Origin of the sequence: Moorena bouillonii PNG, from assembly GCF_001942495.1 — a bacterium.
GTDB lineage: Bacteria > Cyanobacteriota > Cyanobacteriia > Cyanobacteriales > Coleofasciculaceae > Moorena > Moorena bouillonii.
The window spans coordinates 1092842-1116236 of the sequence record NZ_MKZS01000001.1; the positions used below are offsets into that span (position 1 = coordinate 1092842).

The window sequence follows — 23395 nt, forward strand, 5'->3', positions numbered from 1 at the left end:
ATTCCCGATTCCCGATTCCCGATTCCCGATTCCCGATTCCCGATTCCCGATTACCTACTCTCTATTTCCTCCGCACTCTCAATCAAATCAATAAACTCAGCTCGATAACCCTCTAAATCTACTCCTTCGGATTCCTTTGCTAATTGTAATGCTTGGTCAAAACTAGCTTTACCTTTGTAAGGAGAATCTCTTAACACCATACCAAAACTGGCAACGGCAGCGGAAAACTTAAAGTTATCGGAAGCATCGTCTAGCTTGACTGCTTTATCAACCAAGGGATAGGTGAGGAGTTGAGAGGTGTTACCATCAGGTTCTTTGTAACGTAACTTGACCTGCATTAATTCTTTGGAATTGGTTGTTGAAGCAGCATTGGATTGATATTTCAGAGGGTCAATATCCGGTAATTTGACATTAGTTTTCGCTCCCACAGGAATAATTTCATACAGTGCAGTAACAGTATGTCCAGCTCCTAATTCTCCGGCATCTTTAGTATCATCATTAAAGTCTTCATCCTTCAGCCGCCGATTTTCATAACCAATCAAACGATACCCTTGGACTTTGGCAGGATTAAATTCTACTTGAATCTTAACATCTTTGGCAATAGTGAGTAGAGTGGCTCCAATTTCGTTAACCAGAACTTTCTTAGCTTCTAACTCGTTATCAATATAAGCATAATTGCCATTTCCTTTATTAGCAATTTTCTCCATCTTGGAGTCTTGTAAATTACCGGTACCAAATCCTAATACAGTCAGAAAAACTCCTTTTTTTCGCTTCTGTTCAATTAGTTTAACTAATTCGGTATCACTGGAGACTCCGACATTAAAGTCTCCGTCGGTTGCGAGAATAACTCGGTTATTTCCTGATTTAATAAAATTATCCTGGGCGAGTTTATAAGCCAGTTTAATTCCTGCTCCCCCAGCAGTAGACCCTCCGGCATTGAGATTCTCAATAGCTGTTAAGATTTTATCTTTCTGGTTGCCTGGAGTAGGAGGTAAAACCACGCCCGCAGCGCCAGCATAGACGACAATACTAACCTGGTCTTCTTCTCTCAATTCATTGACAAGCATCCGAAAGGCATCTTTGAGCAGGGGAAGCTTATTGGGACTATTCATAGAACCGGAGACATCCAGCAAAAAGACAAGATTGCTGGGAGGTAAATCTTCAATCGCCATCTTTTCCCCTTGGATACCAATGTGAACTAATTGGTGAGTGGGATTCCAAGGAGCTTGAGAAATTTCTGTGGTAATCGAGAAAGGGCGATCGCTTTCTGGTTCGGGATAGTCGTAGTTAAAGTAGTTAATTAATTCTTCGATACGGATGGCATCAGTAGGGGGAAGTTGACCGTTATTAAGGAAACGACGAAGATTGCTGTAGGAGGCGGTATCAACATCAATAGCAAAGGTAGACAGGGGATTATGCTTTACTCTCTTAAAGGCGTTCTCATCAATGGGACTATAGTTTTCTCTGTTGCTGACTTCTGGAATAGCTTGCTCTGGAATTGAGCGACTAGGAACTGGTTGAGAGGCTGCATTTGGGCTACCGGAGAGTGGCATTGAGGCTTGGGGTCTCAAAACTCTGTTACTGAAATTCTGATTAACACTATCCGCCGACCTCCCGACCTGGGCTGATTCCATAAGTTCTGATTGGCGCTGTCTTTGGTCACGTTCTACGTCTTTCGCTACAGGTAGATTAGAGCTTTCTTCTAATTGGGCTGATGGCTGATTGTGGCAAGCTGTTGTTAGCTGTGCCAAGATAGCAACCATTCCGGAAAGGAGGAATAGTCTAAGTAATTTGTTCATTTGATTTGCCCTCTGTATTGCTTATTCCTAAGCTAATCGACAACAGAAGGCTGATGGTCTGTGTTGCGCTTTCTGTAACAGTTAATCGGGAATCGGGAATCGGGAATCGGGAATCGGGAAGTTAGAATTTAGAATTTAGAATTTAGAATGGGGAATCGGGAATCGGGAATCGGGAATAGATTAATCGTTTGGTGGGCAGTGCCTAGCAATCCTATGGTCAGCTAATGAATCTGGAGGAAATTACGCTGACCACTGACGGCTGACGGCTGTTCGCGTAGCGTGCGCGTAGCGCATATGCTTACGTTAGGCTCTATATTAAATGGTATTTTGCAGGGTAAACGGATCTAATTTTGTTAATTCCTATCTATAATGTTTTTACCATCAAATAAACACTATATGTATAAAATATATTGTCAACTATCGCCATAAGGCCAGGTTTATTGAAAACTCCCCTGGTTGATTGACAAGATGGGTTTATTCTATGATACTTTTACAGATATAGGAGTGGAAGCAAAGCTTAAGATATCTTATGCTTCCTGCTCCAAAGCTACCTGATACCTTTCAAGAAAAATACTATGTCTTAAACTGTACTTCTCTTCCTATAAAATTAGATAAACAATGGCTACTTGCCATGGTGTTACTGATGTTGTTAACCTTGATGTTGTTAACCTTTTTTAGAGACGTTATACTAATTAGGAGGTAGACGTCATTTTTTTTGGTTCGCTATTCCCTATATCCTTTTATAGGTTCCGGTAATCCACTTTTCTGGTGATCCGCTATTTCCTGTTGTCTAAAATTCAGGATTATCTACCTCAAATCGTTTAAAACCACTGTTTACAACCACTATATAATCCCTAATTAAGGAAGTTGATCATGTCTACTAAAAGTTCTGCAATCTGGGGATCTTCTTCCTTAGCAATTGCCATTTTTGCCCTATCGTCTTCACCAATTCTGACTCGCATAACAGAACATGATATGGGCCCTTATGGAACAATATTTAATCGGTTTTGGATTGCCAGCCTAGCGTTGGGCCTTGGCAAGGTTATCAAACTACTTTGGGATAAGCACAGCGGACGCTTATCTACTACTGATAACACTGATAACAAGGCTTATACTGTAAAGGATTTTTTCTCCTTATTTCTTGTTGCTAGCTTAGATTCAATTTGCCTAGTGACGTGGGCTTGGTCTCTGACAAAAACAAGTGTTGCTAATTCTAATCTTCTCCACAACACCACTCCTATTTTTGCAGCTGTCGGCGGATGGTTACTGTTAAGCCAATCCTTTAATCGTCGCTTCCTAATCGGCATGATGCTGGCTCTAGGAGGAACGTTCTTAATTGGTTTTAACGATTTTCATATCGATCGAGATACATTGATAGGGGACAGCGTTGCATTACTATCTGCCCTTTTCTATGCGGCTACACTTTTGGTAACAGAGAATCTCCGAGTAAAATTTGACACAAGCACAATTTTACTATGGCTTTATACCTTGGGTGGCCTATTGTTGTTACCATTAACATTGCTATTTGAAGATAGACTATTTCCTGCTTCCTTTTCATCATGGTCTGCTGTTATTGGCCTAGGACTTTGTGGCTCTATAATTGGATTGGGTGCATTATTCTATAGTCTCAAACAATTTTCATCTAGCTTTGTCTCTCTCATCCTATTGCTGGAACCCATGATTGCAGCATTATTTGCCTGGCTAATTTTTGCAGAAAAATTGAGTTGGTTAAATGGCTTGACGTTTATAATCGTATTATCTGGGATTTATCTGGCTCAATCAGATGGAGAATTAGATAATATTGGTTCTACTGAACCTACTTAAGATTAATCCTCTGGTGGGCAGTGCCTAGCAAGACTATGGTTAGGAAATAAATCTCTGTGAAGCACTGCCCACCCTACTTTAACTATTCGTCTGGTGGGCAGTGCCTAGCAAGACTATGGTTAGGAAATAAATCTCTGTGATCCACTGCCCACCCTACTTGAACTATTCGTCTGGTGGGCAGTGCCTAGCAAGACTATGGCCAAGGAAATGAATCTCTGTGAAGCACTGCCCACCCTACTTCAACTAGTTAAGATTAATCCTCTGGTGGGCAGTGCCTAGCAAGACTATGGCCAAGCAAATGAATCTGTCTGATCCACTGCCCACCCTACTTCAACTAGTTAAGATTAATCCTCTGGTGGGCAGTGCCTAGCAAGACTATGGCCAAGCAAATGAATCTCTGTGAAGCACTGCCCACCCTACTTGCACTATTCCTACTGAACTTCCCACACCTCCCACACCTCCCACACTCCCCACACCTCCCTCTCTTTCCCTATTCCCTATTCCCTGTTTCCTGTTCCCTATTCCCTGTTTCCTGTTCCCTAATCTCTGCTTCCAATGCCCGATTTGCCCAATCCCGTGCTTTGATAGCGTCTCGGTAGTTTGGCTGGTAGCGCACTGCTTTATCATAAGCAGCGATCGCTTTTTTATACTGGTTGACTTTAACTAATGCATTGCCTAGGCTATACCAGGCTTGGCTGTAGTCAGGTTTATAGTTAACTGCTTGTTGGTAAGATGCGATCGCATCTTTATATCGTTCCAATTTATAGAAGGTATTGCCTCGACTGTACCAAGCTTGGTAAGGCTTGGATTTTAGTTTAATGGCTTTGTCGTAAGCTTCCAGGGCATCTTCATATCGCTGGACTTGATGGAGTGTCCAACCGCGACTGTACCAGGCTTGATAGGAATTAGGCTGGAGTTTAACGGCTTGCTCAAAGGACCCTAAGGCTTCTTGGTATTTCCGTAATTTATTTAAGGTATTGCCCCAGCTATACCAAGCTTGGTAGAAGTTGGGCTGGAATTGAACGGCTTGCTGATAAGACTTGGCTGCATCTTTATACTTTTGCAAATTGCTCAAGTCATTACCCCGCTGATACCAGGCTTCAGCGGAATTAGGTTTGTAGTCTAAGGCTCGGTCGTAGGATTGTACCGCTGCTTTATATTGACGCAAATTATGTAATGCCCAGCCCCGTCTATACCAAGCTTGGTAAGAATCGGGTTTGAGTTTAAGGGCTTTGTCAAAGGATGCGATCGCATCATAATAATTCTTGGACTTAACCTGAACATTACCAAGACTGATCCAAGCATCCAGGTCATTGGGCTGGAGTTCCAGGGCGCTATTAAACGCTTTAATTGCTGCGTCATAACGCTCCAACTGCTCCAAGGTTTTACCCCTACCCTTCCAAGCTGCACTATAATCCGGCTCAATTTGAATGGCTTGGTCGTAAGCATTTAGAGCTTCTTCATAGTACTTGAGGGCAAACAAGGTCTTACCCTGACCTTGCCAAGCTGGAGCATATTCCCCTCGGATTTCTACAGCTCGATTATAAGCATCCAGAGCCTGTTCATAGCGCTTCAATTCTAAAAAGGTTTCGCCCTGGTTATACCAATCCGTAGCAGTAACTTCCTTGAATGCATTCACCATAAAAACCGTTGCTGCAAACCCCAATCCAATCACCCCGGTGTACAGTAACACTTGGTACGGTTTTAGTCTGAATCGTCGGGGTTTCGGGAGCAGCGGTTGTATAGATGACGCAATTCCCAACATTAAGGTAGCGCCAGTTTTAGTAGTGTTAGGATTGCTGTTATTATTAGTTTTATTACTAATTGCAGTAGTCAGTGCTTGTAAGGCTAAGGTTGCTGATTGGTAACGCTCTCGGAAATCATAGCACACCATTTTATCTAAAGTATCCGCTAATTCAGCACTTACTGATATTTGGTTATGCCAGCTAATTTCCCCTGTATCAGCGTCAAGGGGCAATTGGTGAGGACGTAAACCGGTTAAACCAACAATCCCGATCATCCCGACAGCATAGATATCACTGCTTAATTTCGGGTAACCATTGGCTTGTTCACTAGGTCGATAGCCAGGAGTACCAATAGCAACCGTAAAGCCAGTATTACCCCCTTCCAGGATTTGGGTACTCACTTGTTTAACCGCACCGAAGTCAATCAGTACTAATTTGCCATCTGATTTACGCCGAAGGATGTTTTGAGGATTAATATCTCGGTGAATAATACGCCGTTGATGAACAAATTCTAAAACTTCCAGGATTTCCTGTAACAGGGAAATAATCTGATCTTCATTAACCTGGGTTCCCGGTACAAGTTCCTGGCTGAGGTCTTCCCCTTCAATCAATTCCTGGACTAGATAGAAGTCTTGATTTTCTTCAAAATACGCAAAAAGCTGGGGAATTTGCTCATGACTTCCCAACTGGTGTAGGATTTGGGCTTCCGTGTCAAACAGTCGCCTAGCCGTCTGCAATGTCAAGGGATCCGTGGCTACTGGCTTGAGCTGCTTAACTACACACTGATTGTCACCAGGCAAGTGTTGGTCTTCAGCTACGAAAGTCTGACCAAATCCACCTTGTCCCAGTTGACGAATAATTTTATAGCGTCCACCGATCGTTTGTCCAAGACCCAAGTTCATGGAATTTCTGCTGCTCCGGGAAAGCCTCACCACCGATTAAAGGAGGTAGAGCACTAGTTATAGTGCTATGCGCAAGGCAAGAGGCAAAAGGCAAAAGGCAACAGTTAACTACAAGAGTTTTTCACTTTGTATCAATGTCCTAACCTTAATGCGTACTGCTATATAGTGCTACCAATCATAGTATACAAAACCCTTTTGGGGATTTTCAGAACATTCAGCAGAAAGTAGGGTGGGCAGTGCCGCCGTTAGATTGATTTGCTTGGGTACACTTGTTGTAAGCACTGCCCACCAAAGGATTAATCACAGAAAGTAGTAGGGTGGGCAGTGCAGCAGTGAGATTGATGTGCTTCGGTACACTTGTTTTAGGCACTGCCCACCAAAGGATGAATCTGGGGGACTGACGCAACGCCCCCTAATCCCCCAATTCTAAGTAAGGTGAAACTTCCTAGTTGACATAGTATGGCAAAGTTTGATAACATTAGTGTTATCAAACTAGCAATAGTTAAAATTTTGCAATGGATAATTGAGTTTTACCAATTAGCAAATGGTAGTTCCCCTCCCTTAGATTGGTTCTTGGAACAAGACACTAAGGTACAGGCAAAATTTGCTCGTATATTTAAACTTCTCCAGGAACATGGTATTTCCGTAGGAATGCCCCATGTCCGTCCCATAAAAAACTCGAAGCTATTTGAAATTCGTGTAGAACAGAAAACAAATATTTATAGAATTTTTTATATTGCTTATACAGGTAGGCGCTTCATTTTACTGCATGGTTTTCAGAAAAAAACTCAGAAAACACCAGCCAAAGAAATTGAAATTGCCGAATCTCGTAGAGCGGAATTTTTAGCACAGGAAAATAATTAATTGAGCAATCGGCAAAGTAAGTGCCAAAATAGGAGGAAGAAAAAATGAGTGCAAAGACAATTAAATGGGATGATATTCGTTCCCAAGTTCTAGCAAATCCAGAGGTCAAAGCCGAGTATGAAGCTCTAGAATTTGAGTTTAATATTGCTAGTCAGGTTATTGCCCTCAGAGCTGCTACTGGTCTAACTCAACGAGAATTTGCTCAGCGCTTAGGTATGAAGCAATCTCAATTAGCAAGAATTGAATCGGGAAAACAAGTTCCAAAATTACAAACCCTTGCCAAATTAGCAGCTAGTGCTGGTTATGCTATAGAACTTAAATTTACTCCCCTGGTTAAACCTTGAACCCATTAACTGAAGCCTGATTCCTGAAATTCGATAACGCGCGATCCCATTCCCTTTCATTGTTGCTGAATCAAGGCATGAATATAAGGTGGTGCGTTACTAGAGGGTTTTTCCCAAGACTTGATAGGAGGAGGTCAGAGCGAGTCCGTCCCTAAGGCACCCTAAACAACTGACAAGGTGCGAACACAGGTGACCAAATTTCCAATTCCCGATCATTGGTTACAAATTGCATTCATTCTTAATTTGTCACCAATGAACCTACATCGATAACTACATCATCCTGAACCGAAAGCATCAACTTGAAACCTTTGTGAATACAGCGTGGGATATGCAACAGATAGGAAGGCACGGCAGCGCTTGAACAGGAATTGATTCAAAGGTGGAAATCGCCGTTTAATAAGGAGTATTGGAAGTGGTGGGGTAAACCATTAGGATAATTTGTTCTAATATAGGGGTGTATTTGGTAATGTCATGATAGATTCCTTAGACTTTATGAGGCTTCTATTGGCAAACTAAATAATGAATAGCCAAGGGGTCAACAGTATATCTACGGAATTATTTAGTATTTTGGCTTGGCAAATATTGACTGGTGAAGATATGAAGAGTATTCCGGGGAGTGATTCAATGTCTGTAGCTAATCAATTCAATACCCTTTGCAACAACTTAAAGGTTCCACAGAGTACTCGCAGCAAAATTTCAAACCGTTATCAAGGGATAACTCAAAGGCTAAATATAGATTTTTGGGGAATTAAAAATAACAAAAAACATAGTCTTTATGTAGGATCTTATGCTAGAGGAACAGCCGTTCAAGGTTTTAGCGATTTAGACATTATATTTATTTTGCCTCATGATTTATATAATAAATATAATAGTTACCAATCTAATGGTCAATCAGCACTTTTACAATCCGTAAAAAAATCATTACAATTCACCTATCCTACAACCGATATAGGTGGAGATGGACAAGTAGTAGTAATTCAATTTAAAGATGGGATAAAATTTGAAGTTGTTCCTGCTTTTGAATGGACTGACAGTAGTTTTCGTTATCCAGATTCTAATAATGGAGGAAGCTGGAAAAGTACTAATCCTAGACCAGAAATTCAAACTATTAAAGATAAGAATAAATTAATGAATGGAAACTTGATTAACTTATGTAGAATGGCAAGAGCATGGAAAAAAAAATGGAATGTCCCAATGGGAGGCCTTTTAATTGACACTTTATGTAATAATTTCTTAAAAAGTGGGAAATATAAAGATAAATCTTATAGTTACTATCACTTGATGAGTAGAGATTTTTTCAAATATTTATCAAGTCAGAAGCAAAATCAAAAATACTGGTATGCTGTAGGTAGTAAACAACGTATTTACAGAACAGGAAACTTTGAGTACAAGGCTAAAAAGTGCTATAAAATTGCATTAGAAGCCATAAAAAATCAATCAAGCAAGAGGAATTATTCTGCACAAAAAAAATGGAAAAAAATTTATGGAACATCATTCCCAGGATGAATATTATAATGCAGTTAAGATTTTAGAGTCTCAAATTCGTGAATGTTTTGGGCGTGTTGTTTGGACTCAAAAAAATCATGACAAATGCTCAAATCTTTATAAAAATAAGCTAGATAGACTAAAAATAACTGAAATAATATTATCTGCTTTAGTTACGACAAGTTTGTTGATTAGTATTTTTGGAAATCATAATACGGGTACTATTGTTGCTGCTATATTATCAACATTTTTATTAATTATTCAAATTTATACAAAAGATTATGATCTACAAAAATATTCAAAAGACCATGCAGTAGCTGCTCACGAACTCTGGAATATCCGAGAACTATATATTTCATTACTGGCAGATATAAAGTCAGGAATTATCAAAGTTGATGATATTAAGGCTCAACGAGATGAATTACAACAACAATTAAAGCTTATTTACAAAAATGCACCCAGAACAAATACTAAAGCATATATCCAAACTGGAAAGGCTCTCAAGCAAAATGGAAAAATTAATCAAGGTGAAGAAATGACTTTATCAGATGAAGAAATAGATCGATTTTTACCTACTGATTTACATAAAAATTCCTAATATAATTCAATATTTATCCCTCTCAAAAACTAATTCAATAGAATCATAAACTTAACTCTCAACCCTCATTTGTTCTCCGACAACAATCGTACCACATCATCAAGGTTGTTAGCATCCGGATGATAATCACAGGCTTCCTCCCAAGTTTTCTCCATAAGTTGATTTAGGGTGGGCAGTGCAGCAGTTTTCAACTAAAAACCACTATACAATCGAATCGGCGGCATTGATCATAAAAGGAAAACCAACATATGAAAGCCATAGGATATAATCAGCCTGGACCAATCACTGCACCAGACGCGCTGATCGAATTTGAAACCGAAACACCGGAATTAGGGCCACAGGACCTGTTGGTGGAGGTTCGGGGAATTTCGGTCAATCCTGTGGACGTGAAAGTGCGCGCCAAGATGGCACCGGAAAAGGGCACCAAGGTCATTGGCTATGATGCCGCAGGTGTTGTTCGAGAAGTTGGCAGCGATGTCAGTAAATTTAAAGTAGGTGATGAAGTCTATTATGCGGGTGATATCACTCGACCGGGCACCAACTCCGAGCTCCATGCCGTTGATGAGCGGATTGTCGGGAAAAAACCCAAATCCCTGGGCTTTGCGGAAGCAGCGGGTTTTCCACTGACCTCCATTACTGCCTGGGAAATCCTGTTCGACTGCCTCGGGGTCAAAGAAGGAGAAGGCAAGGGCGAGAGTATACTGATTATCGGTGGCGCGGGAGGTGTTGGGTCAATCCTGATTCAACTTGCCAAGAAACTCACTGGGTTGACCGCGATCGCAACTGCATCTCGTCCGGAAACCATCGAGTGGGTTAAAAAGATGGGTGCGGACCATGTGATCAATCACCGCAAGTCCCTTGTTGATCAAATCAAGGAATTGGGACTCGAGCCCCGCTACGTTGCTTCCCTTTCAGGATCAGGCGGACATTTTCCTGGCATCATCGAGCTGATCAAGCCTCGCGGTCATATCGCACTAATTGATGACCCTCAATCCCTAGACATGAAATTGATCAAACCCAAAGCCCTAAGCTTCAGCTGGGAATTCATGTTTACTCGCTCGATGTTTCAAACCGAGGACATCGACAAACAGCATGAATTGCTGAATCGGGTGTCTGAGCTTATTGACGATGGCACGCTAATTTCCACTGTGACCAACAATCTTGGGAAAATCAGTGTGGAAACCCTCAAGACGGCTCATTCCCAGCAAGAGAGCGGTCGTGCCATTGGCAAAAATGTGCTTGATGGCTTTAACTGAAACAGCATAACCAAGAGTGCTAAGTTATCGTGATCAGATTGTAAGCATTCAGCCGTCAGCCGTCAGCCGTCAGCCGTCAGCCGTCAGCTAATCAATGGGAGGTAAGCACCGATCGCAGAATTAGTAGGTAATTAATTCTGCGATCGGTGCTTAAATTAAAATTTATACCTTTTGCCTTGTCTTCACCACGGTTGATGAGATGCAAGAGGTCTAATTTTTAATTCACCATTCTACATTCTAAATTCTAAATTCTTAATTCTTACAGACAACACGCCTTTACCGAACAACCCTAGAGCAAAGTCGATTCAATAACTCCTTGGGAATTGCCTCGAAATTCTCCAAAAGAAAATCCATCAAGGCTAGATGGTATAAAGAATCCGCACTAGGAGTTTTATAGCGAGCACCTTGAGCCAGCCAGGTATTTACAGCATAAGTTGAGCGGCAGCAGATGTTACCCATGTCTTCTTGATTGACTTGCCACTTGCGGTAAAACCCCTGGGGAGTCATGGACAGTCGGCAGTTGCTGTATAGGTAGATCAAAATTTCCTCTCGCTCCGTGATGGCACGAGGCATTGAATCTGGGCGTGTGGATTGCCTTTCAGCAATTTGCGCAAGCCGGTCTAGGGCTCGCTGACAGTGAACGAGATGATCTACTGACCGTTTGTTTGGCATCATAGGAATTACCTCACACATAGTTTGTGACTGGGGGTAAAGCCGCGCTTTGTGTGTCAACTTGGAAGCGCGGCTTTTTGTCCAGAAATCTTATCGAAATATCCGACATTTTTATTATTACTAATATCTCGGAAAAAATCAAGATATTTTTGGAAAGTTAAACATTTTGTTACAAATAAAAAATTAAGTATTATGATTATAATTTAGATATAAAAATGCTAGTTTTCAGCTATCAGCTATCAGCTATCAGCAAAAGGCCTTTAGCCTAATCATGTCAACATATTTTTTTACCTGTTCTCTGTTCCCTGTTCTCTCAAAAATAAAAAACTACTATATAATGAATAAATTCTGAGCAATGATTGATCAATAATGTAAGCATTCAGCCGTTAGCCGTGAGCCAAAGGCTCACGCTACGCGAACAGCCGTCAGCCGTCAGGCTTTGGCTCATGCTGCTTGAGGTGCTTATTTTGTTCAAAAGCTGTTTGGTGTAGCGTACGCTATGGGCATAAATTGTTTAGGTAGCGTCGCCACAGGCCAAAGGCTGATAGCTGATAGCTGATAGCTGATAGCTTACTCAATAACTACGTAAAAACGATGGAAAAAGCGACATTTGGTGGTGGTTGTTTCTGGGGAGTAGAAGCAGCATTTCGGAAAGTGAAGGGAGTAGTCTCAACTTCTGTTGGTTATATGGGCGGACATTTTCCTAACCCATGCTATCTGGATGTATTATCAAGAATAACGGGTCACGCGGAAGTGGCACAGGTGGAGTATGACCCGGAAAAAGTCAGCTATGAACAATTACTTGAGGTGTTTTGGTCTATCCATGACCCTACGACATTGAACCGCCAAGGTCCTGATCGAGGAGAACAATATCGATCTGTGATTTTTTTCCACAATCAGGAACAAGAAGTGTTGGCAAGACTTTCAAAACAAAAGCTGCAAGTTTCTGGTAAGTTTGATAAGGATATTGTCACTGAAATTAAGCCAGCTTCGGACTATTATTTAGCTGATGACTATCATCAACAGTATTTTGAAAAGAAGCAGCGGTCTTTAACTTAGATATTAGACTTCTTGCAGAAGTAGGGAACAGGGAACAGGGAACAGGGAACAGGGAGCAGGGAGCAGGGAGCAGGGAGCAGGGAGCAGGGAGCAGGAGTTACTTATTGTTATGAAAAACCCTGTAATTTTTATTTCCAATTCCCAATTCCCGATTCCCGATTCCCGATTCCCGATTCCCGATTCCCGATTCCTCACAACTGTAACGAAGTCTCATTCAATCGCATCGCAGCGAATTTCAACTATAAATCCATCGGGGTCATAAAAATAGATACCTCTGCCGGTGGGACGAGTTACTGGACCATGATCGATGGGAATTTGATTTTGTTTTAGGACTTCTACGGCTTGGTCAAATAACTGAGGATCGATATCAAAGGCGAGATGATTGACCCGAGTAAAGCCACGATGGGGGTCTGGATCCGGTGGTGATAGGTCTGGCTCGGAAAACAAATCCACAACAATGCCATCTGGGGTAACGAAATTAGTGACTTTTCCGGCTGCGACTAGCGATCGCAAAGTACTGGGCACTTCTTCTCCAGTTAGTTCATGTAAACCTAGCACTGTACCATAAAAGTGGCGCGATGCTTGGATATCCTTCACATTCAGAGCAATATGATGGACTCGACGGAGACTACCTGGACTTAGGGTAGGTTTGATCAATTCAGGGCTAGAAACCATAATTGTTACTTGTGAATTGAACTGTTAATTGTTAATTATTAATGGTAATAAGCGCGTTTGGATATAGGTTGTAAATACCCGTATTGCCGAAAAAGGCAAGAGGCAAGAGGCAAAAGGCAAGAGGTGCAAGAGATCAGGAGTTTTATTGTAAACTAAAAAAAGACCTTGTAGGTTTACATCTCAAATAAAAACGCTATACCGTTCTCAATGGGTGCATGTCAGTTTTGTTAATCCCTGATTCAGATCCCCCATTATCCCCCTTAATAAGGGGGACTTTTCAATCTAATTCCCCCCTTTTTTAAGGGGGGTTAGGGGGGATCTATGTACCTAATTACAAATTTGACATGCTCCCGTTCTCAATTTGCTAGTTTAAATTTATTTCAAATTTATTTGAATTTCTGCTTTTCCTGGTAACATGAGCACTTTTTCTCAAATCTTAGCCCAAGAACTGTCGTTAAGCGCCACTCAGATCGAGAATGCCCTGTCTTTATTTGCTGAAGGGGCAACTATTCCGTTTATAGCTCGCTACCGTAAAGAGGTGACTGGTTCTCTCGATGAAGTTCAGCTACGCACCATAGCTGAGCGCCATACTTATCTAACGGAACTTGAGCAACGGAAGTCAGTAATCCTGAATGCGATCGCATCTGCGGGTAAGCTCACCGATGAACTAAAGGCTAAGATCGAAGCTTGCCAGCAAAAGACTGAATTGGAAGACCTCTACCTGCCCTATAAACCGAAACGACGCACTCGGGCAACCATGGCGAGGGAGAAAGGACTTGACCCCTTAGCGGACTGGATTGGGTCGATGAACACTCCGGAAGTTAAATCAGTATCCTTATCTGAAGAAGCCGCTAAATACATTTCCCCAGACCATAAGCTCAATACGGTAGAGGACGTTCTTCAAGGTGCCTCAGATATTTTAGCGGAAGCTGTAGCTGAAAAAGCCCACTTACGAGCGTACTTGCGGGATTATTTCCTGAAATCGGGAGTATTCGTGTCTCGGATTAAAAAGGATTATCCCGAAGGTACCACTAAGTTTGAAATGTACCGGGAGTTCCAAATCCCAGTGAAATCTGTAGCGCCACACAATATGTTAGCCCTGCTCAGGGGTGAGGCTGAGGGAGTAATAAAGCTGGAACTCTCTTTTGATGAAGACTATGTTATGTCCTACCTAGAGTCTGAGGAAATCCACACCAAGGTTACCCTACTGCGAGAGTTTTACCAGACCATGCTCAAAGATGGGTTTAATCGGCTCATGAAAACCTCCCTAACTACGGAAGTACGCGCCGATCGCAAAACCTATGCTGATGCAGAGTCCATTAAAACCTTTGAAGCCAATCTCCGAGAACTGTTGTTATCTGCTCCAGCAGGAATGAAACCAACCTTAGCCATAGACCCAGGCTTCCGCACTGGTTGTAAAGTGGCTATCCTGGATGAGACAGCTAAATACATCACATACCAGCCAGTGTTTCCCCATCAAGGCAGCCAAAAGCGCGAACAAGCTGCCAAAACCATTAAGAATTTAATCGAAACCTACCAGATCGAGCTAATTGCCATTGGTAACGGTACAGCCTCTCGTGAGACAGACGAGTTTATCTCGGAAGTCCTCAAAACCATGGAGCGCAAACCAATTAAAGTAATGGTGAATGAATCTGGGGCATCGATTTATTCCGCCAGTGAGGTAGCACGAGAGGAGTTTCCAGATTTAGATGTCACAGTCAGAGGAGCGATTAGTATTGGCAGACGCTTACAAGACCCCTTAGCCGAGTTGGTCAAAATTGACCCTAAATCCATTGGTGTGGGACAGTACCAACACGATGTTGATCAGAAATTGCTCAAGAAGAAACTTGATGACACCGTTGAAAGTTGTGTAAACTATGTAGGAGTAGATTTAAACACTGCTTCTGCTCAACTGCTAACCTTTGTATCTGGGATTACCCCGACCATTGCTAATAATATTGTGACCTATCGCAATCAGCAAGGTGCATTCAAAAACCGTCGGGAAATCCTTAAGGTACCAAAGCTAGGGCCAAAAGCCTTCGAGCAGTCAGCAGGATTCCTAAGGATTCGCAACGGGGATAATCCATTGGATAACACAGCTGTGCATCCAGAGAGTTATCCCGTAGTGAAAGCGATCGCATCGGATTTGCAGTTACCTCTAGCCAAGATTAAACAAGGATCAGAACGGTTCAAATCAGTAGATTTGAACCGTTACGTCACAGATACCATAGGCTTACCAACCCTAGAGGATATTGTCCAGGAATTGGAAAAGCCAGGACGAGACCCCAGGGCTGAGTTTAAGTACGCCACCTTCAAAGAAGGCGTAAATGAGCTCAAAGACCTTAGTCCTGGAATGGAATTAGAAGGAATTGTCACCAATGTGGTAAACTTCGGAGCCTTCGTAGATATCGGCGTTCATCAAGATGGGTTAGTGCATATCTCCCAACTAGCCGACCGGTTTGTAGAGGATCCCAAACAGATAGTCAAAGTGGGACAGGTGGTCAAGGTGCGGGTAATGGAAGTAAATGAAAAACTGAAGCGGGTTAGTTTATCAATGCGATCGCGCTAAATGTTGCTTAGGGTGCGTTAGGGGGGCTCTGATTTTCTTGGTAGCCAAGGTTGGGACAGCCCACCCCGGATGCTGCTGGCGAAATATTGCTTAACAAAAAAATGAGTAAAAGCATTGACGATATGGTAAGAGTTGGGAGCTAAAAGGAGAAAGAGAAATGCTTGATGTCAAGCCCATCGGTGCCAGTGTTCCTGAAGCTTACTCGTCGGGTAGCCCTAGCAGCATTTCCCCAAGGGAATCTCTAGATCTGGCTCAGGGATGAACTCCCAGAGATTTATCACGATCAATACTTTGCGGACTTGTTAAGCAGCATGGTTCGTCATTGATTAGTGCAGGACAATTAGCCCTGGTGAGGGTTATGCAATTTCTGGAAAATTTACCAGACCGTCAGGCAGCGGATGCAGTCATTTGTCGGTAGAACAGGAAATATTGCTTGGGTTTGGAGGAACGAAGATAGTGGCGCGTGACCATACGGGCTTGGGTGAATTTCGCAATCGCCTGGTAGACGGAGGTGCAGGAGACAGAGTATTAGATCACTTACTCAGCCAACTCAAAGCAGGGGGATGGATTAAGGAATTAGTTAAACAACGCAGTGACTCAACCCAAGTGCTTGCAACCCTTCGAGAACTCAACCGTCAAGAAGCAGTGGGGGAAATGCAACAGAGCAACACTATATGTATTTGCCCTCAGAGAACCAAAGTGGTTACTTGCGTTGGGTAGACCCTGAGTGGAAAGAGCGTTATGGCAAAGTCATAGACGATTATCGTCTCCCCAAAAAGCAGCTCATCAGCACCGCCGATGGGGAGCCAATTGGCCGTGATGGGATGAAATTGCTCGAATGTCTGTGGCTTGAGGAAACTCCAGAGCACCTACGCCGTTTACCCAAGGTTGAACAACTGCGTCAATATTGGGTCTATCAGTATGATGAAGACCCACGGACAGATCAAACTCCGCCCACCAAAGGAAATGCCATCCCCTGGAGAGGGTTTGAGTTCCCCCTATGAAAGTGATGCTCGGGTTGGAACTTTGCGCTCAGAGTCTTGGACTGGATCTAAGGTACAACAAGGGTGAAACCTGTGAAACGAACCAAGTTCACCTGATTACTCATGTCGAAACTACTCCAGCTCAAGTCCAAGATGTTGAACAAACTGCTATGATTCATCAGGCTTTAGCGCAAAAATCAAAGTTACCGAGCCAACATTTTGTGGATGCAGGCTATGTGGATGCACAGCTGCTGGTCACCAGCCAAAACGATGATGGCATTGAGCTGATTGGACCTGTCAGAGCAGACACCAGTTGGCAAGGGACTCGTGAGGATGCCTATGACTTTTCTCGCCCATGTAATTGACTGGCAGAATCAGCAGGCCACTTGCCCTGAGGGACATCAAACCCGCACTTGGCTAGAACGTCTTGATAATCGTCTAGATACGCCCATTAAAACCCATCGAGTTTACCAAATCCATATGCCCTTGATGGTTCCGTACTTTAGTTGTGTACTCGCTCCCTCAAAGCTCCCCGGACTTTGACCTTACAACCTATAGCTCAGCCAACTTGCTTTACTACAAGCCCGTGAGCAGCAAGCCTCACCACAATGGTGGAAATACTACGGCCTCCGGGCAGGCATTGAAGGAACGATTTCTCAAGCTGTTACTGGCGTATGTTACCGACACAGCCGCTACCCTTGGACTGGCCAAAACCCATTTGCAACATGTCATGACTGCAACGGCTATCAATCAAAGCGCTTCTGTTGGCTTGGGTTCAAGGGATTCCTCTCCCTGGTACTCGCATTTCTAGCAATGAGCTCTAAATACTGTCCCAGGCTAATGTTGCACAATATTTCGCCACCAGCATCACAAAGTGTAACGCAGCTGTTTAAATTATCAGTAATGGAATGGCTTATCCTAGGATTAATACTCCCATGGTAAAATCTACAACTAGTCGATTTTAATTGAGTCCTACATCCATGATTGAATAACTAAAATGGATTTAATGTTATAACAATCCCAGAAAGAAAAGCCAATGGAAGTTACCTTTGATCTACCTGATGAAGTTGTCACTCAGCTTCAACCCTTTTGTGATCAGCTACCTCAAATTATAGCCTTAGGATTGCGAGAATTTAATGCTATTCCTCAAGAAGGTTTTTCTGGTCTGGCTGAAGTCTGGGAATTTTTGGCAAGCCTCCCTACAGAATCAGCTATTATTGCTCTACGCCCCTCAGAAGCCTTACAATCTAGCCTTACAATCTCAGTTATCTATTCTCTTAGAGAAAAATCGGACAGTAGGTTTGACTCCAGCCGAGGAACAACTATGGCAACATTATCAATATTTAGAGCATATTGTCAGAATCGCCAAAGCTAGGGCATTTTTGAAGCTAAAGGCTAAGGCTCAATGAGCAAAACCTATATTCCTGTCGCCCTACAAGTATCTGGGTAAACGTAACCTAAATCCAGGCAATAGATTCTCAGCAGATAATTCCGTGGGAAGGTTTCGCACCACTACCTCTTGCCCTTGACAATAAATTTCCACTTGCTGCTGTTGGGGATTAATCAACCATCCCAACTGTACCCCTACATCCCTATATTCCCCCATCTTAGAACGCAGCATTTCCAAATCATCCGTTGCTGACCTTAACTCAATCACAAAATCCGGTACAATCGGGGGAAACTTGCGTCTTTGTTCTGGGGTAAGGGCTTCCCAACGTTCCCTTTGAATCCAAGCGCAATCAGGAGAACGATTTGCGCCATTGGGCAACTTAAATACAGTGGAGGAACTGAAAGTATAACCGAGACCAGTTTGCCGATTCCAAATTCCCAAATCAATAATTAAATCTGCTTCTCGATTGCCGCTCTCTCCGCCAACAGGTGGCATGATAATTAATTCTCCCTTGGCCGTTCGTTCAAACTGTAACTCGCGGTTATTCTGACATAGCTGATAGAACTGTTCGTCAGTCAGCTCAATGGTGTCTAAATTTAATGCCAAAGGAGTCATATAGCAAAGGGAACAGGGAACAGGGAACAGGGAACAGGGAGTAGGGAAAAGGGAGTAGCGAATATGGCATCAAAAATTCTCACAATTCCTACACGGTACCCTATAGTGGTCAAGTCTCTCCTATAGGACAATCATACAAGAATCGAGAACAAGGGATGCGCGCCCATTGAGCCGCTACGCGATGAAGGGAAGCTTCCGCGCTTATGCGATTGACCGTAGGTCACGCTATGCGATCGCACTCGAGAATTGATGACCAACTCGACATCCCCAATCCCTCATCCCCGGCAGGCGGAGACTATTTAGTATCAGTGCCAATTCAGACTGCCTTAAAAGCTGCCCTTTACAGGATTTCAAAGAGTCCTACATCCATGATTGAATCACTAGAATGGATTTAAAGCCATAACAATCCCAGAAAGAAAAGCTAATGGAAGTTACCTTTGATCTACCTGATGAAGTAGTAACTCAGCTTCAACCCTTTTGTGATCAGCTACCTGAAATCCTAGCCTTAGGATTGCGAGAATTTAATGCTATTCCTCAAGAAGGTTTTTCCGGTATGGCTGAAGTTTTGGAATTTTTGGCAAGTCTCCCTACAGAATCAGCTATTATTGCTCTACGGCCCTCAGAAGCCTTACAATCTCAGCTATCTATCCTCTTAGAGAAAAATCGGACAGTGGGTTTGACTCCAGCAGAAGAACAGCTCTGGCAACATTATCAATATTTAGAGCATATTATCAGAATCGCCAAAGCTAGGGCATTTTTGAAGCTAAAGAAAACTGAGGCTCAATGAGCAAAACCAGCAGGGATTTTCAAGCAGCTGTACCAGCCCGTAACTTTGTTTACTACCTCCCGTTGATTAGCTGACGGCTGACCACTGTTCGCGTAGCGTGGCCAAAGGTCTTTAGCTGAATGCTTACATTCCCTCGATTGTGACACAAGAGGGTTAAGTTGGCATTCGGAAGTTGTCTTGACATTGACCATTATAGTATCAATAATGATACTATGGGTGAACAGATGGCTCGAATAAACGATATTGTTGCCGCTATGCGGCATAACCCCTGTGATGTTCGTTTTGCTGATTTAGTTAAAGTCTGTACTCATTATTTTGGTGAAGCTAGGCACAACAAAACCTCTCACCTTGTTTATAAGACGCCGTGGAAAGGGAATCCTCGTGTCAATATTCAAAAGGGAAAGAGTGGAAAGGCTAAAGTTTATCAAGTTCGTCAAGTCTTAGAGGCTATTGATAAGTTGGAGGACAGTAATGAAAGTTAATCACCAACACTACACTTACAGCATCACATGGTCAAAAGAAGACGGGGAGTTTGTGGGATTGTGTGCAGAATTTCCCAGTCTCTCTCACCTTGACACATCTCTGATCGCTGCTTTAGAAGGGATTAGTAGTTTAGTCGCAGAAGTCCTCGAAGACATGGAAACCTCTGGAGAAGCTATTCCACAACCTCTTGCCGAGAAAAAATATAGCGGTAAATTTCAAATACGAATTCCACCGGAGCAACATCGTTCATTGGCAATAAAAGCCGCTGAGTCTGGAGTAAGTCTTAACCGTTACATAAGTTTGAAGCTATGTAGCTAGGGATTCGAGCATCATATTGAAGAGATGAAAAAACTAGAGGAAGAGTATCACGGAATAGACTTAACAGAAGAGACGACTGTTGATAATCCAGATTGCTTTGAAGAAGAATTTTACATCTACGACGGTTATTTAGACGAATACAGAACTTGATTTTAAGTCACCGGCTTGATCTAGCATATAGCGTTTCTCGTACCTCATGATTCCTAGAAACGCTATATAAAAGTTAATTAAAAATATCAAAAGTAGGCAAACGATAGGAATTAAATCCGTAAGGATTTTTTGGACTGCACTCTGATAACTGGTATCTCTTCCATGAAGAGAATTTTCTGTAATCAGCGATAGGGCTATGTAATAGTCAAACTTGCTAAACCTATAACAATAGAAACAACTACAAAAAAAGCCAGAAACAATCCTGAAGGGTTATTTTGATTTTCCGGGTTCAAAGCTGACAAAATTATCAGCAAAGGGAAATAGATTGTACAAAACAACAGTAGGATAGGCTTCAAATTTTTCAGATAAACATCAACCCCCATTCAAATTAATTCAATTAATCCAAGTTTTCGGCTTTGAAGTTGAGATAGACTACTCATAGTTACGGCTCCATCAACGGGTATTTATATAGTAGTTATTAACTAGGGTGAGGGTGAGGTTACTTTTTGAGTTTAGGTAATAGGTAAAAGGTAACCGAAAAAAAATTATGTTTACCTTATTACTAGGATAAGCGCTATCAAATAAACAAGGGTTTAATTCTATGTGATTGAATCTAAATTTCCTGCTGGTATAGAACCCATTTGAGATCTCTGTTATGGAGTAAAATAGGTAAAAAATGCCGTACTCAAGCAGTCGAGCGTGATCTTGAATGGGAAATAATCGAGCCTCTGTTGCCCAAAAAGAAGCAAACTAGGCCACCAAAGTGGAGCAAGAGGCAGATATTAGATGGTATCTTGTACCAACTCAAGAATGGTTGTAATTGGTGCGATTTACCTAAAGACTTACCTCCTTATTCCACAGTGTTTTGGTACTACAAACAGTGGCGAGAACAAGGAGTAATTGAAAACCTTAGGGACATCCTACATCGTCGAGTACGTGAGCAAGTAAAAAAAAAGGGCAATGGACAACCCTCATGATGATTGACTCCCAAGCAGTCAAAAACACCTGTAATGCCAGTGTCTCCTCCAAAGGATTTTGTTTTTACAAGTCTACCAATGGCATCAAAAGACATTTAGCAGTAGATACTTTGGGTTTTCCGTTTTTTAGCCATTGCACCAAAGCATCGGTGTCTGACGATGTTGGGTTGATTGAAATGTTGTCGGACAACATCGACTACTTCAAATCCAAGCCTGTCAATATTCCCAAAATTACCATATTGCTTGACCATGGATATCACCCAGAAAAACTGACACAGGAATTAGAGAAAATTTATCCTCAGATTATGAGCAAAATTAGATTTCAGCTTTCGGCTAAGCCATCCAAAGCTCAGAAGAAAAAAGAAGGGAAAACTGGGTTTGTACCAGTAAAAGCGCGGTGGGTAATCGAAAGGACGTTCTTCGTGGATGGAAAGATGTAAGAGTTTGGTCAAGAATTTTGAAAGGACTCTTGAGCATGCTAATACCAAGTAAGGTTTGTGTTTTGTTCGACTGATGTTGAAAAGATTAGCTACTGCTTAAAAAGATCTCAAATAGGTTCTATAGAAAAAAGGACTCGAAAGCCAATTGTCAGAACTTTGATGGCTAGCAGGAACGCCCTTGGGATAGCTAGAAGGACACAAGTTGGGAGTCTCAAGCCAACACCCACCCCATATGCCTCAATGTGACGCTCTATAGTTAGTTGTCCTAGCGGTTTCGCCTACAGTTTTATTAGTATAATTAATTGTAATTATAAATTATAGTTATAGCAGTTTTCGTAGTAATGAGGTTAACAGGATTTTTTCCCACTTTCGTTCCCCCCTTATTAAGTTCCCCCCTTATTAAGGGGGGTTAGGAGGGATCCCTTTTCTGACTTCCCGACTCCCGACTCCCGACTCCCGACTCCCATTAACCCTGCAACTGTCTACCTGACCGATTTGAGAAATGCTAGATCATACCGGTGGTCGGCACACTACTCCCAGACAAAACCCATGCCAATCATCTAGTCCAATGGCATGAGCTGCTTCTTGATTGACCTTTGTAGGTTTCTGCTGAACACTTAACTTTCTAAACTTGATATAAGCCAACAATTAACAGCCGACAACCAAAGAGAGGTCTTCTGTCTGATGGAGTTATACAAACCTGGGCTTGTCCCTGACGATCCCTTGACAAAGAGAAAACGGTTTAACCAAGCCTCCCTAGGTTTAGTCTCTACTCTAAGTTTTCCAGTGATTGTTAGTACTGCTGACGCCATGCTCAAGTCAGCAGAAGTTACCCTTGTGGGTTATGAAAAAACTGGTAGTGGTCACTGCACTGCCATTGTGCGGGGAGCGATCGCTGAGGTGCGAATTGCTGTCGAATCGGGTAAGGATTATGCTCAACGAGAGGGTGAGTTGCTCTCCTCGACCATCATTGCCCGACCACTTCCCAACCTGGAAGTGATATTTCCCATCGGTGTTCACCTACTCGATCAAGTTAACCAAAATCATCGTAGCCGGGTCAGTAATCATGCCCTAGGTCTTTTAGAAACCAGGGGATTGCCAGCAATGGTTGGTGCCTCGGATGCCATGCTCAAAGCTGCCAATGTACAGCTTACTGCCTACGAAACCATTGGGGCGGGTTTATGTACTGCCATTATTCGGGGTCGTGTGGCAGATGTAGCAGTTGCTTTACAAGTTGGAATGGCTGAAGCCCAGCGTATTGGTGAACTAACCGCTGTGACAGTGATTCCTAGACCTCTTGAAGATTTAGAGAAAAGCTTGCCAGTAGCGAGTTGCCTGATCGAGGAGCAACCACAACCGTTGAGAATACCAGTTAAGGTAAAGGAAGCAGAAAAAGAGCTAGTAGAACTACCAGATTTAAGAAACTTACCCATACGTACCAAAGATTCATAATAGCTACC

At 42.5% G+C, this 23395-nt stretch carries 29 protein-coding genes and 1 pseudogene; 21 read left to right on the forward strand and 9 right to left on the reverse strand.

Going from position 1 to position 23395, the window contains the following annotated elements:
• Positions 1-50: 50 nt before the first annotated feature.
• Entirely contained in the window at positions 51-1799 is a 1749-nt protein-coding gene (locus tag BJP37_RS04475; RefSeq protein WP_229415194.1) for a vWA domain-containing protein, read from the reverse strand.
• 873 nt (positions 1800-2672) lie between these two features.
• On the opposite strand from BJP37_RS04475, the gene BJP37_RS04480 reads away from it, so the two are divergent.
• Positions 2673-3623 (forward strand): DMT family transporter, encoded by a 951-nt coding sequence (locus BJP37_RS04480; RefSeq protein ID WP_075896820.1) that lies wholly within the window; start codon positions 2673-2675, stop codon positions 3621-3623.
• 490 nt (positions 3624-4113) lie between these two features.
• On the opposite strand, the gene BJP37_RS04485 is transcribed toward BJP37_RS04480, so the two are convergent.
• The gene (locus BJP37_RS04485) at positions 4114-6270 is read right to left on the reverse strand and encodes a serine/threonine-protein kinase (RefSeq protein WP_075896821.1); all 2157 of its coding nucleotides are present in this window, start codon (positions 6268-6270) and stop codon (positions 4114-4116) included.
• Positions 6271-6484: 214 nt separating this feature from the next.
• Complete coding sequence (locus BJP37_RS38470) at positions 6485-6640, reverse strand: hypothetical protein (protein ID WP_158069415.1); 156 nt, start codon at positions 6638-6640, stop codon at positions 6485-6487.
• 89 nt (positions 6641-6729) lie between these two features.
• On the opposite strand from BJP37_RS38470, the gene BJP37_RS04490 reads away from it, so the two are divergent.
• The 4 genes from BJP37_RS04490 (at position 6730) to BJP37_RS04505 (ending at position 9561) form a co-directional block, all read left to right on the forward strand.
• Entirely contained in the window at positions 6730-7134 is a 405-nt protein-coding gene (locus tag BJP37_RS04490; protein ID WP_198953953.1) for a type II toxin-antitoxin system RelE/ParE family toxin, read from the forward strand.
• Between the two features lie 44 nt (positions 7135-7178).
• Entirely contained in the window at positions 7179-7478 is a 300-nt protein-coding gene (locus tag BJP37_RS04495; RefSeq protein WP_075896823.1) for a helix-turn-helix domain-containing protein, read from the forward strand.
• A 519-nt stretch (positions 7479-7997) separates the two neighbouring features.
• Positions 7998-8984, forward strand: coding sequence for an SMODS domain-containing nucleotidyltransferase (locus BJP37_RS04500; protein WP_198953954.1), 987 nt, complete (start codon positions 7998-8000; stop codon positions 8982-8984).
• A complete protein-coding gene (locus BJP37_RS04505) occupies positions 8962-9561 on the forward strand; it encodes an SLATT domain-containing protein (protein WP_075896825.1) in 600 nt (199 codons plus the stop codon). The genes BJP37_RS04500 and BJP37_RS04505 overlap by 23 nt, the downstream gene beginning before the upstream one ends.
• 65 nt (positions 9562-9626) lie before the next feature.
• Here the strand turns inward: BJP37_RS04505 and BJP37_RS43245 are convergent, their stop codons facing one another.
• Positions 9627-9752, reverse strand: coding sequence for a hypothetical protein (locus tag BJP37_RS43245; protein ID WP_269086942.1), 126 nt, complete (start codon positions 9750-9752; stop codon positions 9627-9629).
• A gap of 57 nt (positions 9753-9809) precedes the next feature.
• Here BJP37_RS43245 and BJP37_RS04510 point away from each other — a divergent pair, with 57 nt between their 5' ends.
• A complete protein-coding gene (locus BJP37_RS04510) occupies positions 9810-10817 on the forward strand; it encodes a zinc-binding alcohol dehydrogenase family protein (RefSeq protein ID WP_075896827.1) in 1008 nt (335 codons plus the stop codon).
• 276 nt (positions 10818-11093) lie between these two features.
• Here BJP37_RS04510 and BJP37_RS04515 read toward each other — a convergent pair whose 3' ends face one another.
• Positions 11094-11492, reverse strand: coding sequence for a hypothetical protein (locus BJP37_RS04515; protein WP_229415195.1), 399 nt, complete (start codon positions 11490-11492; stop codon positions 11094-11096).
• A gap of 591 nt (positions 11493-12083) precedes the next feature.
• Here BJP37_RS04515 and msrA point away from each other — a divergent pair.
• Positions 12084-12548, forward strand: a complete 465-nt coding sequence (msrA, locus tag BJP37_RS04520) for a peptide-methionine (S)-S-oxide reductase MsrA (protein WP_070395020.1) — start codon at positions 12084-12086, stop codon at positions 12546-12548.
• Positions 12549-12551: 3 nt separating this feature from the next.
• Here msrA and BJP37_RS38475 read toward each other — a convergent pair whose 3' ends face one another.
• The gene (locus BJP37_RS38475; RefSeq protein WP_158069416.1) at positions 12552-12743 is read right to left on the reverse strand and encodes a hypothetical protein; all 192 of its coding nucleotides are present in this window, start codon (positions 12741-12743) and stop codon (positions 12552-12554) included.
• A 15-nt stretch (positions 12744-12758) separates the two neighbouring features.
• The gene (locus BJP37_RS04525) at positions 12759-13223 is read right to left on the reverse strand and encodes a VOC family protein (RefSeq protein WP_075896831.1); all 465 of its coding nucleotides are present in this window, start codon (positions 13221-13223) and stop codon (positions 12759-12761) included.
• Between the two features lie 415 nt (positions 13224-13638).
• Here BJP37_RS04525 and BJP37_RS04530 point away from each other — a divergent pair, with 415 nt between their 5' ends.
• From BJP37_RS04530 to BJP37_RS04540, 6 genes are all read left to right on the forward strand, one after another.
• Positions 13639-15792, forward strand: coding sequence for a Tex family protein (locus BJP37_RS04530; RefSeq protein ID WP_075896833.1), 2154 nt, complete (start codon positions 13639-13641; stop codon positions 15790-15792).
• Between the two features lie 456 nt (positions 15793-16248).
• On the forward strand, positions 16249-16512 hold the full coding sequence (locus tag BJP37_RS34195) for a hypothetical protein (RefSeq protein WP_081431067.1): 264 nt from the start codon (positions 16249-16251) through the stop codon (positions 16510-16512).
• On the forward strand, positions 16467-16796 hold the full coding sequence (locus BJP37_RS34200) for a hypothetical protein (protein ID WP_143727464.1): 330 nt from the start codon (positions 16467-16469) through the stop codon (positions 16794-16796). The genes BJP37_RS34195 and BJP37_RS34200 overlap by 46 nt, the downstream gene beginning before the upstream one ends.
• On the forward strand, positions 16793-17140 hold the full coding sequence (locus BJP37_RS34205; protein ID WP_081431069.1) for a hypothetical protein: 348 nt from the start codon (positions 16793-16795) through the stop codon (positions 17138-17140). Before BJP37_RS34200 ends, BJP37_RS34205 begins: the two co-directional genes overlap by 4 nt.
• Complete coding sequence (locus BJP37_RS35620) at positions 17109-17318, forward strand: hypothetical protein (protein ID WP_158069417.1); 210 nt, start codon at positions 17109-17111, stop codon at positions 17316-17318. Before BJP37_RS34205 ends, BJP37_RS35620 begins: the two co-directional genes overlap by 32 nt.
• 493 nt (positions 17319-17811) lie before the next feature.
• Complete coding sequence (locus tag BJP37_RS04540) at positions 17812-18150, forward strand: hypothetical protein (protein WP_229415196.1); 339 nt, start codon at positions 17812-17814, stop codon at positions 18148-18150.
• Positions 18151-18207: 57 nt separating this feature from the next.
• On the opposite strand, the gene BJP37_RS04545 is transcribed toward BJP37_RS04540, so the two are convergent.
• Entirely contained in the window at positions 18208-18780 is a 573-nt protein-coding gene (locus tag BJP37_RS04545) for a Uma2 family endonuclease (RefSeq protein ID WP_075896835.1), read from the reverse strand.
• A 203-nt stretch (positions 18781-18983) separates the two neighbouring features.
• Between BJP37_RS04545 and BJP37_RS35625 the strand changes: the two genes are divergently transcribed.
• Positions 18984-19175, forward strand: coding sequence for a hypothetical protein (locus tag BJP37_RS35625; protein WP_143727466.1), 192 nt, complete (start codon positions 18984-18986; stop codon positions 19173-19175).
• A 29-nt stretch (positions 19176-19204) separates the two neighbouring features.
• On the forward strand, positions 19205-19567 hold the full coding sequence (locus tag BJP37_RS04550) for a hypothetical protein (RefSeq protein WP_075896837.1): 363 nt from the start codon (positions 19205-19207) through the stop codon (positions 19565-19567).
• Between the two features lie 52 nt (positions 19568-19619).
• Here the strand turns inward: BJP37_RS04550 and BJP37_RS43250 are convergent, their stop codons facing one another.
• The gene (locus BJP37_RS43250; protein ID WP_269086943.1) at positions 19620-19751 is read right to left on the reverse strand and encodes a hypothetical protein; all 132 of its coding nucleotides are present in this window, start codon (positions 19749-19751) and stop codon (positions 19620-19622) included.
• Positions 19752-19791: 40 nt separating this feature from the next.
• On the opposite strand from BJP37_RS43250, the gene BJP37_RS04555 reads away from it, so the two are divergent.
• The 6 genes and pseudogenes from BJP37_RS04555 to ccmO all read left to right on the forward strand — a co-directional run bounded on the left by BJP37_RS04555 (position 19792) and on the right by ccmO (position 23387).
• Entirely contained in the window at positions 19792-20049 is a 258-nt protein-coding gene (locus BJP37_RS04555) for a toxin HicA (protein ID WP_075905749.1), read from the forward strand.
• Complete coding sequence (locus BJP37_RS04560; protein WP_075896839.1) at positions 20039-20368, forward strand: type II toxin-antitoxin system HicB family antitoxin; 330 nt, start codon at positions 20039-20041, stop codon at positions 20366-20368. Before BJP37_RS04555 ends, BJP37_RS04560 begins: the two co-directional genes overlap by 11 nt.
• Positions 20369-20392: 24 nt before the next feature.
• A complete protein-coding gene (locus tag BJP37_RS43255; RefSeq protein ID WP_269086944.1) occupies positions 20393-20518 on the forward strand; it encodes a hypothetical protein in 126 nt (41 codons plus the stop codon).
• Positions 20519-21159: 641 nt separating this feature from the next.
• Positions 21160-21495, forward strand: a complete 336-nt coding sequence (locus BJP37_RS40750; RefSeq protein ID WP_198953956.1) for a transposase — start codon at positions 21160-21162, stop codon at positions 21493-21495.
• Positions 21495-21987 (forward strand): annotated as a pseudogene (locus BJP37_RS04575) (transposase). Before BJP37_RS40750 ends, BJP37_RS04575 begins: the two are co-directional and overlap by 1 nt.
• 632 nt (positions 21988-22619) lie before the next feature.
• Complete coding sequence (gene ccmO / locus BJP37_RS04580) at positions 22620-23387, forward strand: beta-carboxysome assembly protein CcmO (protein WP_075896843.1); 768 nt, start codon at positions 22620-22622, stop codon at positions 23385-23387.
• Positions 23388-23395: the final 8 nt, after the last annotated feature.

Coding starts and splice junctions, on each gene's coding strand:
- BJP37_RS04475 (WP_229415194.1), bottom strand. CDS start 1,799: ATGAACAAATTACTTAGACTATTCCTCCTTTCCGGAATGGTTGCTATC.
- BJP37_RS04480 (WP_075896820.1), top strand. CDS start 2,673: ATGTCTACTAAAAGTTCTGCAATCTGGGGATCTTCTTCCTTAGCAATT.
- BJP37_RS04485 (WP_075896821.1), bottom strand. CDS start 6,270: ATGAACTTGGGTCTTGGACAAACGATCGGTGGACGCTATAAAATTATT.
- BJP37_RS04490 (WP_198953953.1), top strand. CDS start 6,730: ATGGCAAAGTTTGATAACATTAGTGTTATCAAACTAGCAATAGTTAAA.
- BJP37_RS04495 (WP_075896823.1), top strand. CDS start 7,179: ATGAGTGCAAAGACAATTAAATGGGATGATATTCGTTCCCAAGTTCTA.
- BJP37_RS04500 (WP_198953954.1), top strand. CDS start 7,998: ATGAATAGCCAAGGGGTCAACAGTATATCTACGGAATTATTTAGTATT.
- BJP37_RS04505 (WP_075896825.1), top strand. CDS start 8,962: ATGGAACATCATTCCCAGGATGAATATTATAATGCAGTTAAGATTTTA.
- BJP37_RS04510 (WP_075896827.1), top strand. CDS start 9,810: ATGAAAGCCATAGGATATAATCAGCCTGGACCAATCACTGCACCAGAC.
- BJP37_RS04515 (WP_229415195.1), bottom strand. CDS start 11,492: ATGATGCCAAACAAACGGTCAGTAGATCATCTCGTTCACTGTCAGCGA.
- msrA (WP_070395020.1), top strand. CDS start 12,084: ATGGAAAAAGCGACATTTGGTGGTGGTTGTTTCTGGGGAGTAGAAGCA.
- BJP37_RS04525 (WP_075896831.1), bottom strand. CDS start 13,223: ATGGTTTCTAGCCCTGAATTGATCAAACCTACCCTAAGTCCAGGTAGT.
- BJP37_RS04530 (WP_075896833.1), top strand. CDS start 13,639: ATGAGCACTTTTTCTCAAATCTTAGCCCAAGAACTGTCGTTAAGCGCC.
- BJP37_RS34200 (WP_143727464.1), top strand. CDS start 16,467: ATGTATTTGCCCTCAGAGAACCAAAGTGGTTACTTGCGTTGGGTAGAC.
- BJP37_RS34205 (WP_081431069.1), top strand. CDS start 16,793: ATGAAAGTGATGCTCGGGTTGGAACTTTGCGCTCAGAGTCTTGGACTG.
- BJP37_RS35620 (WP_158069417.1), top strand. CDS start 17,109: ATGCCTATGACTTTTCTCGCCCATGTAATTGACTGGCAGAATCAGCAG.
- BJP37_RS04540 (WP_229415196.1), top strand. CDS start 17,812: ATGGAAGTTACCTTTGATCTACCTGATGAAGTTGTCACTCAGCTTCAA.
- BJP37_RS04545 (WP_075896835.1), bottom strand. CDS start 18,780: ATGACTCCTTTGGCATTAAATTTAGACACCATTGAGCTGACTGACGAA.
- BJP37_RS35625 (WP_143727466.1), top strand. CDS start 18,984: ATGCGATTGACCGTAGGTCACGCTATGCGATCGCACTCGAGAATTGAT.
- BJP37_RS04550 (WP_075896837.1), top strand. CDS start 19,205: ATGGAAGTTACCTTTGATCTACCTGATGAAGTAGTAACTCAGCTTCAA.
- BJP37_RS43250 (WP_269086943.1), bottom strand. CDS start 19,751: ATGTCAAGACAACTTCCGAATGCCAACTTAACCCTCTTGTGTCACAAT.
- BJP37_RS04555 (WP_075905749.1), top strand. CDS start 19,792: ATGGCTCGAATAAACGATATTGTTGCCGCTATGCGGCATAACCCCTGT.
- BJP37_RS04560 (WP_075896839.1), top strand. CDS start 20,039: ATGAAAGTTAATCACCAACACTACACTTACAGCATCACATGGTCAAAA.
- BJP37_RS43255 (WP_269086944.1), top strand. CDS start 20,393: ATGAAAAAACTAGAGGAAGAGTATCACGGAATAGACTTAACAGAAGAG.
- ccmO (WP_075896843.1), top strand. CDS start 22,620: ATGGAGTTATACAAACCTGGGCTTGTCCCTGACGATCCCTTGACAAAG.